Origin of the sequence: Liquorilactobacillus mali KCTC 3596 = DSM 20444 (assembly GCF_000260415.1) — a bacterium.
GTDB classification, from domain to species: Bacteria; Bacillota; Bacilli; order Lactobacillales; family Lactobacillaceae; genus Liquorilactobacillus; species Liquorilactobacillus mali.
The window spans coordinates 190,634-202,648 of record NZ_BACP01000026.1 but is presented as its reverse complement, the minus strand read 5'-3'; the positions used below and the strand labels follow the sequence as shown (position 1 = coordinate 202,648).

Below are 12,015 nucleotides of genomic sequence, written 5' to 3'. Positions count from 1 at the left end.
CAGAAGTAACTAGGGAACGATTTCATGAAATAGGAGTTAATTTATATCCAGATATTGTTAAATGGCAAAAAGATTTTGATTTACATTTGGTAAAAAAAATTAATAAATATGATGCTAAACTGTATTCTTTAAAAGGGAGAAAATGGGAAAAGCTATTAGAAAATATTAGGTATAAGTATGTTGAAGACTCCATATTAACGGCAATGACAGAAAATGAATCTCTGTTGAACAAATGATAAGATGTAATTTTTCTATTAACTTTTTTCTTCAAAAAGGCAAACTGTTAACATTATGCCTATTTGATTTATTTTTTTATATATTTAAAAGTCTCACTCTTAATTGAGTGGGGCTTATTTTGTTTACAAATAAAAAGTCTTCATATTAAATATAACAATTATATTTTTTAATTGACAACGATATCTATATAACTACATCGAAAAATTAGTAAACCTAGTTCACTGGTTAAAATTTTGCAGAAACATCTTGGAGTGACTCAGGACGGGTACATGGGTCCAGTCACAATTAAGAAAATGCAGAAAAAACTTGGCACACCAGTTGATGGTAAGATTTCAAGTGGATATTCTAATATGGTTGCTGCCATGCAGAAGAAGTTAAATGCAGGTACTAAACCATTTTAATAACAATCCCACATTTTAGTGGGATACATAAAAAACGTTCAAGCATTGCCTTTGGCTGCTTGGACGTTAATTGTCTAGACACTACTTATGTAGTATCATAGAGAATAAGAATGAAACTGCCTTGCTTACTAGGTCAATGAGAACCCCAAGAGCAAGGGTGTAAAAGAAGTTAATCAATATGTTCATCTCGATTCTGTCTATAGCATAGAGGTAGCGACTCCTCATAGACAAAAGTAATTTTATCATAAGTTTAATTAAATTAAAATACGGTACATTTATTGACAAAAAAGGAATTACATTGTAGTATAACAATCGAAGTTAATCAATATTAATCTTGTTTTTGCTAAGGATAGCTACCTTGGCAGTCATTTTTATTCCTCCTTTCTATCTTTTCCGATAGGAAGGTTACATATTAAAAAAGCCCCACCTCCAATTAAGGAAGTGGGGCTTTTTTGCACAAATAAGCTTTTAGGGTTACAATTTACACGTAGCAGCTATACTCCCTTAAGAATAAATGTTCATTTTTCTAGTTGCTACATACAGCTGCTACATAGTCTTATTCTTAGTTGAATAGGGCTGTTTTTTTGTCTTCAATACTTTGAGTAACTCAGCAGACTTCATACTTTCGAAGTACTCATGCCTTCCGTGATTCAGGGAGAGAAAAATTAGCTCGAGCCTGAAGTTTCTAATTCTAACGTATGAATTATATATTTTATTGCCACCAACAATCTCAAAAAAACACCAGCAATTAAAATTACCATAAGTATTAATATCTTTTTCTAACGAAATAATTAGGTTATTATAAATGTTATCCTTATTTTTTATAAAGTCCATTACTATCAAACCCTTTATTTTTATAATATCACAATATAACTGTAAAATAATTATTTTTTATGATTTATTAAAAGTATATATTTTCAGTATGCAATTCAAGAATGGGTTAGCCCTAAATATTAGGGGCAAATAAGGGGCAAAAATATGAATATGATGTGAAAATCAAGCGAATGCTAAACACACATCACTTAAGTTATATAATAGGAAGAGATAATTATCTGAATATAAAAAGAGTATCAACTAAATACCTATGTTGTGTTCGTGCATTGCATGGTAAAGCAGCTCGTATTCCTGAAAGACGTCGTTAATATAACATTCAAAAAGCCTTGTTTATCAAGGCTTTTTTGTTTTGCAATATTATACTTTTCTTGCTTAAAAGGGCAAGGAAGACTGTTAAGAGATACATCATGGAAGGAGCACATGCTTGACCTGAAATTGCTGCTGAGATAACGATAATTACATAAATTACTTATGTATTGTTTATACAAGTATGAAAGGATATATGTGTATAGAGGTACTAAAGTGGTGAATGCTTCTGAATCTTAGATAAGACATACAATCTTAGAGCGTATTAATGAGAAAGCAAACACGATTTTCTAAATGTGTTGGAATTGCGTATTTTTGCATAAAAGACACTATATTTATTTTGTTGTAAGGAGTCTGGCTATATAAATGAAGAAGTATCTGAAGAGCATAATCGTTGATATGGGATTCAATTTTAAACTTTTGCGCAGGCGTACGGTTGTATAAGTGGAGGTCAAGTGGGTCACCATAGATTAGATGGGCTAACTCATGAGCTAATTGAAAAATAAATTGGTTGGGATTATGCCAATTTGAATTCATGATAATGCATCTTAAATTATAAGCAGCAACTGGCGGAGTGGTAGGAGAAAGTTCTTGTGTCCAAATAATTCTAATATGTTCTTTTTTTGCCAATTCTAATAGCTTCTCCAATACTGCATGCACCTCGCTTATTTTGAAGGCTTATTCCGCAATAGGTGACGAATTATTTCTAATTCATCTTCGGGGATTGCTTTTCCTTCAAATGTAAGTACGCCATCGGGGACGTTTGCTAAATCAATTTTTTTTATATTTTTTTCGGAAGCTCGCCCAGTTAAATAATCTAAGGAAACACCAAAATAATCAGCGACTTTTTTTACGCGCTCGATAGAAGGAATGCGATGCGACCATTGATAGATGGTATTTCTACCAAAACCTAATGTTTCTTCAAGTTCGTAAATAGACATATTTTTTTCTTTAGCAAGTTGTTTGATTACTTCCAATGTATTCATTTTAAAACTCCCACTAGATTTTTTATAACTAAAAAGTTAGAAAAAACGTTGAAATCTAACGTATAAGTTAGTATAATTTACCTAATAACATTATGAAGGAAATGAAATAATATTTAAGTTAAGGAAAATTATTTTGACATTACTGGGTTGATTCTATAATAAGATTCGGTAGTCGTCAAATAAATTAGGTAATTTATTAACGAATTGGAGTGGGTTAAAGTGAAATATGATCTTACGGATGCAATATTATTGGGTCTAAAAAGAAATAAACGGATGAAATTAAAGCCAAGTTCACAATCTGATATAGCTACTCATTTTGGCCTTTCTAAACCGTATGTGAATCAACTGATTAACGGAAGGGTTGCACCAACGGAGAATACTGATGAATGGATTAGAAAAATTTGTTTGTATGTTGGAGTGGGATCTTAGTACCATAAACTGAATGTTTGAGTTTAAACTAAGAGGATTTACTAACAGAGTTTATATTAAAGAAGAAAGAGCTACGTGAGTCGGTAAAATCTGGGTATTAATGCGAAATTATGAACATAGGGAGTCATTTGTGATGAGTAACTTAAAGTTAGACTGAGAATTTTAAATTATCGAACATATTTACAAAGTAAAAAAAGAAACCAAATCAAAGGTTGAATTTTGAGCTGGTTTCCTTTTTATGAATCGTAGTTAGCTACTGTTGTAAAATTTAATTAATTAGTATCCCATCACTGAAAAGATTGCACTCAGAACCATAGTTCCTACAGTAACAATAATCATCAGCCAAACAACTACCATTGTAATTTTCTGAAAACGTGTTTTCTTTTTCTTTGGCACAACAAAATTCACCTTTCGTATAAGCTTTACAATATACTATACTTTTTACTGTGAATTGTGTCAAATGGACTTTACCAGAAACTTTGTGTGCAAAGTCTTTCTAAAACAAATTGAATTTGTATAAACTAACAATTATAATTGAATGAGTAAATATAGTAATAAAATTTCATTTATTTGTAATTTAAATAACTAAACTGAAACGGAATGGAGTAAAAAGTAATGGAAATTATGGTACAGAAGTTTGGCGGAACATCAGTTCAAGATGATAAGGCACGACATAAGGCACTGGAACATGTGCGCTATGCCTTAGAAAAAGGGTATAAGGTTGTTGTTGTTGTTTCTGCAATTGGAAGAAAAGGGGCACCTTATGCAACTGATTCTCTCTTGAATCTTGTAGATGCGGATCAAACAAGTTTGTCAGCACGTGAATTGGATATGATTGTTTCGGTTGGTGAGATTATCTCAACTGCCGTATTTACTCAATTGCTGAAAAAAGAGGGCATTTCAGCAACAGCAATGACTGGTCCGGATGCTGGTTTTAGAACTAATAATGATTATCAAAATGCTAAGGTTTTGGATGTAAAAACTGATAATATTAATAAGGCTTTTTCCGAAAACGATGTTGTCGTAGTAGCTGGTTTTCAGGGGCTATCAAGAGATGGTCATATGGCAACTCTGGGTAGAGGAGGCAGTGACACCTCTGCAGCACTTTTGGGGGCAGCACTTTCAGCTAAAAGAGTTGATATCTTTACTGATGTTTCTGGAATGATGACCGGTGATCCAAGACTTGTGAAGAAAGCCAAATTTTTGAAGAATGTGAGTTATGAAGAAGTTGCTAACATGGCACACGAAGGGGCTAAGGTTATTCATCCACGTGCTGTTGAAATTGCGCAGCAAGCTCATGTTCCCTTAAGGATTCGTTCAACTTGGGACGGAGTGGATGAGTTAGGAACATTAATCTCAGATAAGAATCTTGCCTTACAAGACTATCGCGGTGTTACGGGGATTGCTCATCAAGTTGGGCTGACACAATTCAGTGTTTTGACGGAGAACCTTTCGGCTGATCAAGTATTTAATTTGTTAGCAGATAACCATTTAAGCGTGGACTTTATTAATATTTTACCTGAAAAGGTTGTTTTCAACTTAGACCATGAGGAGTCTCAGGTAGCTAAGAAATTGCTGCAGAATAGAAATATTACTTATACTTTAGTAGAAAATTGTGCTAAGGTATCAATTGTAGGTGCAGGTATTATGGGTACACCTGGAATAGCGGCGAAAATTGTAACTGCACTTTCCAAGCATAATATTGAAATTTTGCAAACAACAGATAGTTACACAACCATTTGGGTGCTGGTTAAAGCAGCAGATTTAGAAGTAGCGGTAAATGCCTTGCATGACACTTTTTTACTGCGAGATTAGGAAGTATGGGTGATTAAGATGGTTTGGTACTACCAACTGCTGCTGATTGTGTTAGTATTTTTATTTTTAGTAATCTTGAAGAAGCTTTTACCTAAGAAACTACGAAGAAAAATGAGAATCTCTAGTCTAATGATTATTCCTGTATTGTATTGTATTTTTATGACCTCATTAACGAAATTGGAATTGTCAGTGATTCCATTCTTATTTTTTGGGTTAGGCTTACTGGGAATTATGATGACACTGGTATATGCATATGTTGAGGGTGAGATAATTTACCGTGTCTTTTTCAAATCATACTTTCGTTTTTGTGCGCTTGCAGTATATGGGGTGTTTGTTCCACTATTTATCCTTAGTATATAAAATTATTTTTTCAAAAAGCTGTCTCAGACTTAATTGTTTGGGATGGCTTTTTTAGTACCTTAATGTATTTGAAGAAAAAAACCTAAGTACACAAGGTTTTAGACTATTGAGAAGTCGCTTTTGGGTTTGGAAAAAGAATTTAATAATTAAGTGGTAATTTATGGGTGAAAAAGTGGTGTGAAGTGGTGAAATGTGGTAGTATCAAAATATGGTAGTGTCAAGGGAGGTGTCTTACATGTTTATGGGCGAATATCGACACGCAATTGATGAGAAGGGCCGATTAATTATTCCTTCGAAATTTCGTGAAGATTTAGGTGAAGTCTTTGTAATAACACGTGGAATGGATGGATGTCTATTCGGATATCCTGAATCCGAATGGAATATCTTGCAGGAAAAATTGCAAAAACTTCCACTTACTAAAAAAGATGCTCGTTCATTTGTAAGATTCTTTTATTCTGCAGCTACTGAATGTGAGTTCGATAAACAGGGAAGAGTAAGTATCCCAAAGTCACTTCGAGTTCATGCTTCACTTGAAAAAAAGTGTGTTGTTGTAGGTGTCTCAAACAGATTTGAAATATGGTCTGAAGCGCGTTGGGATGACTTCTCGACGGAAGCAGAGACAAACTTTGATGAGATTGCTGAAAATATGATTGATTTTGGTCTTTAATAATGGAGGATTGACGTGGCAGATTTTGAACATACAACCGTTTTATTGCATGAGGCGGTAGAAGGATTAGCAATTAAACAAGATGGTATCTACGTTGACTGTACCTTAGGTGGCGGTGGACATAGTGGGCTAATCATGTCTAAGCTGTCCGAAAAAGGTCATCTTATATCTTTTGACCAAGACCAAACTGCAATTACATACAATGAGGATAGATTTAAAGATGACTTATCTTCTGGAAAGATTACGTTTGTGAAATCAAATTTCAGATTTCTAAGTACGAAACTATTGGAAAAGGACATCACTAGCGTAGATGGAATCTTATATGATTTAGGAGTTTCGTCACCACAATTTGATAATGCAGACCGCGGATTCAGTTATCGATATGATTCTAAGCTTGATATGCGCATGGATCAGACACAGGATTTGAACGCTGAGAAGATTGTCAATGAATGGCCATATGAAAAATTAGTTCGTATCTTCTTTAGATATGGGGAAGAAAAATATGCCAAATCAATTGCACGAAGAATTGAAAAAGAAAGACAAATTGCACGAATTGAAACCACCGGTCAACTAGTTGAATTGATAAAAGAGTCAATTCCTGCTAGAGCAAGACGTACTGGAGGACATCCAGCAAAAAAAGTTTTTCAGGCGATTAGGATAGCTGTCAATGATGAACTTGGGGCATTGGAACAATCATTAGAAGAAGCCCTAGAATTGATTGATGTTGGTGGAAGAATCAGTGTTATTACGTTTCAATCACTTGAAGATCGGCTAGTTAAGTCTATGTTCAAGGAAAAGAGTGAAGTAAAAGACTTACCGCAAGGTTTACCGGTGGTACCTGATGAATTTCAACCAAAGTTTAAGCTAATATCACGAAAACCAATTCTACCGAGTGAAGAGGAACTACTTAATAATCACCGAGCACACTCTGCAAAATTAAGAGTGATTGAAAGAATAAAAAGATAACAATAAAGGATGTGAAGAAAATGGCACAAAGCACGGCACGACAATTAGAAGCAATTCCTAAAAAACAAGAACAAACGGCACCGATACATAAAACATTACCTAAAGTAAGGAGCACTCGAGTACCGTTTTCGGGATTTGAAATTATGAGTGCAGCATTGTTAAGTTTATTATTCATGGGAATGATGATTCTTGTGATATCTTCTAAAGTTAATCTCTCAAGTACCCAATATGAATTACAAAATGTGAATCAAAAAATTGTTGAGATTCAAAACGATAATGTTAACACAAAACAGGAAGTCAGTGAGCTTTCGAATAAGAGTAGGTTAATGAAGGTTGCACAGGATGCGGGCTTAACCATGAATGATAATTCAATAAGGAATGTTTCAAAATGATTAAAAAGAATGAACGAGAGACAAAAAAGCGAAGACAGCAGAATAGAAAGAGATTCGGTCGATGGATTTTCTTTGGTGTTGCAATCATTTTCGCAATGTTTATCGGTCGTTTTTTTTATATTGCAGTTTTTCAATCTGTGGATCACGTTAATTTAAAAAAAGTGTGGCAAAGCTATATGCCAGTAAGACGGAGATAAAAGCCCAACGTGGAACGATTTATGATGCTGATAATCAACCGATTGCAGAAGATACATCAACTTACACAATTTACATAGTTTTATCAAAAACGGCCGTAGCATTTGGGAAAAGAGAGTATCTAGCTGATAAAGATAAGAATAAAGCAGCAAAAGTTTTGAGTAAAAATTTGTCAATCTCGTATGATAAAGTCAAGAAAATTTTGAATCCAGAAAATCAAGATACATATCAAGTTGAACTTGGGACAGCTGGGAAAAACATTTCACTTGAAACTAAAAATAAGATAGAAGCTGCTAACATAAAGGGAATTAATTTTACGGAATCACAAGCTCGACTCTATCCTAATGGAACTTTTGCTTCTCAACTGATTGGAATTGCTGAAAATAATGGTGGGAAAATGGTTGGAGTCATGGGTCTTGAAAGTCAATATAATAAATTATTGACCGGTGTAAACGGGGTAAAAAAATTTGAAAAAGACATCAAAGGAACTCCTATTCCTGGATCAAAAATAAAATCTAGGAAAGCCAAAAATGGCGACAATGTGTATACGACGATTGACTCAAGATTGCAGACTTACTTAGAAACTTTGATGTCACAAGCACAGAGTAAGTATCATGCAAAAGAAATGAATGCTGTTTTGATGAATGCAAAAACAGGAGCGATTGTTGCTGCAACTCAGCGCCCAACTTTTAATGCTCAAACCAAGGTCGGTCTGAGTGATATGTGGCGCAATACCTTAGTTGAGGATGCATTTGAACCAGGGTCAACAATGAAAATTTTGACGATGGCAGCGGCAATCAATAGTGGAAATTATAATGAAAATGCGACCTACAAATCTGGAACTTATAAAATCAACGGACAGACTGTGAGTGATTGGAACACAAGTGGATGGGGGAATATTACTTATCGTGATGCCTTTATTCGTTCATCTAATGTCGGAATGGCACATTTAGAACAGACGATGGGAGCAAAGACTTGGCTGAAATATATTAAACGTTTTGGTTTGCTTAAGTCGACAAATTCGGGGCTTTCAAATGAAGTGAAAGGCAGTATAGAATATAAGTATCCAATTGAACAAGCAAATACTGCATATGGTCAAGGAATAACTGCAACTGTATTTCAAATGCTTCAGGCATTTTCAGCAGTTACTAATAATGGTAAAATGGTGAAGCCACAGTTAGTTCGAAAAATTGTGAACCCTAATAATGGTAAAACGGTTTATAAGTTTAACAAAAAAGTTGTTGGGCATCCTATTAAATCTTCAACCGCCAAAAAGGTATTAAGCATGATGCAAGATGTTGTCTATAATCAAAATGGTACAGGAAGTGCCTTTAAGATAGATGGATATCGAATTGGGGTGAAAACCGGGACCGCACAAATTGGTAATAGTACAGGAACAGGATATCTCAAAGGGGATACGAATTATATCTTCTCCGTTGCAGGAGTGGCACCTGCGAATAATCCAAAATACATCTTGTATATTACTATGAAGCAGCCAACGACTTTTGCTGGCGAAACTTCTGGACAAATGCTAGCCAGTGTCTTTAACCCACTGTTAAAGCGAGCTCTAGATGAAAGTTCTGAACAAACAGCAAGTAATACACAAGTTGCGATAAAAAATTATATAGGCAAGAATATAACTAGTGTAAAGGTTGCATTAAGAAACGCCGGATTGTTAGTTACAACGGTTGGTAGTGGTAGCAAGATTACGGCGCAGTCTGAAACGGCAGGAAGTACATCTTTGTCTGGGGAACGGATAATTTTAGTAACAAATGGCGAAAAGATGATGCCTGATTTGACTGAATGGTCTAGAAGTGATGTTGTAAAGCTTGGTAAACTATTAGGAATTAATTTTAACATTGAGGGTTCTGGCTATGTCAGCGAACAAAGTGTGGCAGCTAATAAATCATTGAATGGGATTACAAATATTACTGTAAAGCTTAAATAGAGCAAATAGGGATAGTATGGTGAATTTATGCAAGCAAGCAAATTAATTAATAATTTAAAGTTTAAAAAAGTAATACCTGAAAGTTTTGAAGACTTTTCGGTTTCCTTATTGACACAAGATACACGCGAGGTTATTGGCGGAAGTATTTTTGTGGCAATCAAAGGAGCAAAGGCTGATGGGCACAAAATGGTACAAGAAGCTGTAAAAAAAGGTGCAGCAATGATTATTGCACAAGAAAAATTGACTGAAATTTCAGTGCCGGTTGTATATGTACAAAATACTAAAAAAGCAATGGCAATTTTGAGTAGCTTTTTTTATGAAACATCAAGCCAGGCACTTCGCATAATTGGTGTAACGGGAACAAATGGAAAAACGACCGTTACACATATTGTTGAAGCAATTTTTCGCAATCTGGGTGAGAAAACCGGATTGATTGGTACGATGTATCGCAAAATTGATGATGAGATTTTGAAGACTAAAAATACAACGCCTGATATTATCACTTTACAGCGTACTTTGAATAAGATGGTCGAAAAGGGTGTAAGTACTGTTGCAATGGAAGTTTCTTCAATTGCCTTAATTCAAGGAAGAGTATGGGGAATTGATTTTGATGTCGCTGTTTTTACTAATCTGACACAAGATCATTTGGATTACCACAAGACAATGGCTAACTATGAACATGCAAAAAGCTTATTGTTTTCGCAGCTTGGGAACAAGTATACGCACTCTGGAGATTCTAAGGTAGCTGTTTTGAATATTGATGATCCGGTTGGTGAGCGATTTGAGGCTGATACTGCTGCTGAGATTCTTACTTATGGTATTAAAAAAGAAGCAATGATCAAAGCAGGAAATATTGAAATTCATAGCGAGGGAACTGATTTTGATTTAATTGTTTTTGGTGAGAAGTTCCATCTGAGTGTTAAAATGGTGGGATTATTTAATGTATACAATATTTTGGCTGCTTTTGCTGCTGCATATGCTTGTGGAGTTGAGTCTGAAGATATTATTGGGGCACTTGAGAAATTTCCAGGTGTTAAAGGAAGACTTCAACTGATTACTTCTGCAAGCAAGGTTTCTGCAATTGTAGATTACTCACATACACCTGATGGGTTACTAAATGCTTTGGAAACAATAAATGATTTTGCAAAGGGAAAAGTCTTTTGTGTAGTTGGCTGTGGTGGTGATCGCGACAAGTTAAAGAGGCCCAAAATGGCTAAGATTGCAGTCGAGCATAGTGACTATCCTATTTTTACATCGGACAATCCACGTTCAGAAAACCCGCAAACAATAATTGACGAAATGCTTGTGGGAGTGCCTGAACAAGTAGAAATTCCGACGTTTGTCAATAGGCGTGAAGCAATTAACTTTGCTGTTGCAATGGCAAAACCAAAAGACATCATTTTAATTGCTGGAAAAGGACATGAAGATTATCAAATAATTGGGGATACAAAACATCATTTTGATGATGTTGAAGAAGCAAAGAAGGCACTCTATTTAAAGGAGCAAAGAGATTAGATGAATTCAATTGAAATGATTCTCACCGCTATAGTTAGTTTTTTAGCAACATTAATTTTCTTACCGGTCTTTATCAATTATGCACATAAGAAAAAACAAGGACAGATGATTCGTGAAGAGGGACCCAAATGGCATGAAAAAAAGTCAGGGACACCAACAATGGGAGGATTTGTATTTAATATTGCGATACTGGTAACCGCAATTATTATTCCTGCTATTTATGGACAGCTGAGTGCTAGGTTGTTGGTGCTGGACTTCATCTTGTTACTTTATGGAATATTAGGATTCTGGGATGATTCTATAAAGTTGTGGAAGAAACAAAATGAGGGGTTGAAAGCTTGGCAAAAGCTGCTTGGTCAAATAGTTGGTGGCTTAATCTTTACTGTTGTGTATTGGCATGAAAGGCTTCCACTTGCTTTGCACTTCTTTGGTAACGAGATTAATATCGGCTTTTTGTTTGTATTTTTTGTTATCTTCTGGCTTGTGGGATTTTCAAATGCAGTGAATCTCACAGATGGGATTGATGGACTTGTAGCAGGACAAGCCATCATAGCTTTTGGAACATATGCAGTGATTGCAGCTGTTCAAAGTCAAGACGATGTTTTGATTTTTTGTCTAGCAGTTATCGGTGCACTCTTTGCTTTTCTCTTATTTAATCATAAACCTGCAAAAATTTTTATGGGAGACATGGGTTCATTAGCCTTAGGTGGTGCTTTAGCTGCAGTTTCAATATTATTACATCATGAGTTATCTCTGCTTGTAATTGGAATTATATTCGTGATTGAAACTGCAAGTGTAATGCTGCAGGTTGCTTCATTCAAATTAACTGGAAAACGTATTTTCAAGATGAGTCCAATTCATCATCATTTTGAATTGAGTGGTTGGAGTGAATGGCGAATAGACATAACCTTTTGGCTAATTGGTCTAGGAGCAGGCATTTTAAGTCTTATTGTGATACTTTAAA

General features: G+C 34.9%; 13 protein-coding genes and 1 pseudogene. 11 read left to right on the top strand and 3 right to left on the bottom strand.

Annotation, left to right across the window (positions count from 1 at the left end):
- Positions 1–236, top strand: a 236-nt coding sequence (locus GSM_RS15200) for a hypothetical protein (protein ID WP_010077854.1), incomplete at its 5' end; no start/stop codon positions are given.
- Positions 237–506: 270 nt separating this feature from the next.
- On the top strand, positions 507–638 hold the full coding sequence (locus GSM_RS15510) for a hypothetical protein (RefSeq protein ID WP_261974551.1): 132 nt from the start codon (positions 507–509) through the stop codon (positions 636–638).
- Positions 639–2,033: 1,395 nt separating this feature from the next.
- On the opposite strand, the gene GSM_RS04690 is transcribed toward GSM_RS15510, so the two are convergent.
- Complete coding sequence (locus GSM_RS04690) at positions 2,034–2,408, bottom strand: ImmA/IrrE family metallo-endopeptidase (protein WP_235720342.1); 375 nt, start codon at positions 2,406–2,408, stop codon at positions 2,034–2,036.
- Positions 2,409–2,443: 35 nt separating this feature from the next.
- A complete protein-coding gene (locus GSM_RS04685) occupies positions 2,444–2,764 on the bottom strand; it encodes a helix-turn-helix domain-containing protein (RefSeq protein WP_003689803.1) in 321 nt (106 codons plus the stop codon).
- Positions 2,765–2,983: 219 nt separating this feature from the next.
- Between GSM_RS04685 and GSM_RS04680 the strand changes: the two genes are divergently transcribed.
- On the top strand, positions 2,984–3,193 hold the full coding sequence (locus GSM_RS04680) for a helix-turn-helix domain-containing protein (RefSeq protein ID WP_003689805.1): 210 nt from the start codon (positions 2,984–2,986) through the stop codon (positions 3,191–3,193).
- Between the two features lie 276 nt (positions 3,194–3,469).
- Here the strand turns inward: GSM_RS04680 and GSM_RS14680 are convergent, their stop codons facing one another.
- Positions 3,470–3,589, bottom strand: coding sequence for a DUF4044 domain-containing protein (locus tag GSM_RS14680; RefSeq protein WP_003689807.1), 120 nt, complete (start codon positions 3,587–3,589; stop codon positions 3,470–3,472).
- 219 nt (positions 3,590–3,808) lie between these two features.
- On the opposite strand from GSM_RS14680, the gene dapG reads away from it, so the two are divergent.
- The 8 genes and pseudogenes from dapG (at position 3,809) to mraY (ending at position 12,014) form a co-directional block, all read left to right on the top strand.
- Positions 3,809–5,008 (top strand): aspartate kinase, encoded by a 1,200-nt coding sequence (gene dapG / locus GSM_RS04670; RefSeq protein ID WP_003689808.1) that lies wholly within the window; start codon positions 3,809–3,811, stop codon positions 5,006–5,008.
- Between the two features lie 18 nt (positions 5,009–5,026).
- Positions 5,027–5,368 (top strand): DUF3397 family protein, encoded by a 342-nt coding sequence (locus GSM_RS04665; protein WP_003689809.1) that lies wholly within the window; start codon positions 5,027–5,029, stop codon positions 5,366–5,368.
- Between the two features lie 235 nt (positions 5,369–5,603).
- Complete coding sequence (mraZ, locus tag GSM_RS04660) at positions 5,604–6,035, top strand: division/cell wall cluster transcriptional repressor MraZ (RefSeq protein ID WP_003689810.1); 432 nt, start codon at positions 5,604–5,606, stop codon at positions 6,033–6,035.
- A gap of 15 nt (positions 6,036–6,050) precedes the next feature.
- Positions 6,051–7,001 (top strand): 16S rRNA (cytosine(1402)-N(4))-methyltransferase RsmH, encoded by a 951-nt coding sequence (gene rsmH / locus GSM_RS04655; RefSeq protein WP_003689812.1) that lies wholly within the window; start codon positions 6,051–6,053, stop codon positions 6,999–7,001.
- A 20-nt stretch (positions 7,002–7,021) separates the two neighbouring features.
- Positions 7,022–7,393, top strand: coding sequence for a cell division protein FtsL (ftsL, locus tag GSM_RS04650; protein WP_003689813.1), 372 nt, complete (start codon positions 7,022–7,024; stop codon positions 7,391–7,393).
- Positions 7,390–9,536 (top strand): annotated as a pseudogene (locus GSM_RS04640) (penicillin-binding protein). Before ftsL ends, GSM_RS04640 begins: the two are co-directional and overlap by 4 nt.
- 27 nt (positions 9,537–9,563) lie before the next feature.
- Positions 9,564–11,051: a UDP-N-acetylmuramoyl-L-alanyl-D-glutamate--2,6-diaminopimelate ligase gene (locus GSM_RS04635; RefSeq protein WP_003690122.1), complete on the top strand. Its 1,488-nt coding sequence runs from the start codon at positions 9,564–9,566 to the stop codon at positions 11,049–11,051.
- The gene (gene mraY / locus GSM_RS04630) at positions 11,052–12,014 is read left to right on the top strand and encodes a phospho-N-acetylmuramoyl-pentapeptide-transferase (RefSeq protein WP_003690123.1); all 963 of its coding nucleotides are present in this window, start codon (positions 11,052–11,054) and stop codon (positions 12,012–12,014) included.
- The last annotated feature ends 1 nt before the right edge of the window (position 12,015 follow it).

Bases quoted from the DNA above. Each gene is read 5' to 3' on its own strand.
- GSM_RS04685 (WP_003689803.1), bottom strand. From the start codon at position 2,764: ATGAATACATTGGAAGTAATCAAACAACTTGCTAAAGAAAAAAATATG.
- mraY (WP_003690123.1), top strand. From the start codon at position 11,052: ATGAATTCAATTGAAATGATTCTCACCGCTATAGTTAGTTTTTTAGCA.
- GSM_RS04635 (WP_003690122.1), top strand. From the start codon at position 9,564: ATGCAAGCAAGCAAATTAATTAATAATTTAAAGTTTAAAAAAGTAATA.
- ftsL (WP_003689813.1), top strand. From the start codon at position 7,022: ATGGCACAAAGCACGGCACGACAATTAGAAGCAATTCCTAAAAAACAA.
- GSM_RS15510 (WP_261974551.1), top strand. From the start codon at position 507: ATGGGTCCAGTCACAATTAAGAAAATGCAGAAAAAACTTGGCACACCA.
- mraZ (WP_003689810.1), top strand. From the start codon at position 5,604: ATGTTTATGGGCGAATATCGACACGCAATTGATGAGAAGGGCCGATTA.
- GSM_RS04665 (WP_003689809.1), top strand. From the start codon at position 5,027: ATGGTTTGGTACTACCAACTGCTGCTGATTGTGTTAGTATTTTTATTT.
- dapG (WP_003689808.1), top strand. From the start codon at position 3,809: ATGGAAATTATGGTACAGAAGTTTGGCGGAACATCAGTTCAAGATGAT.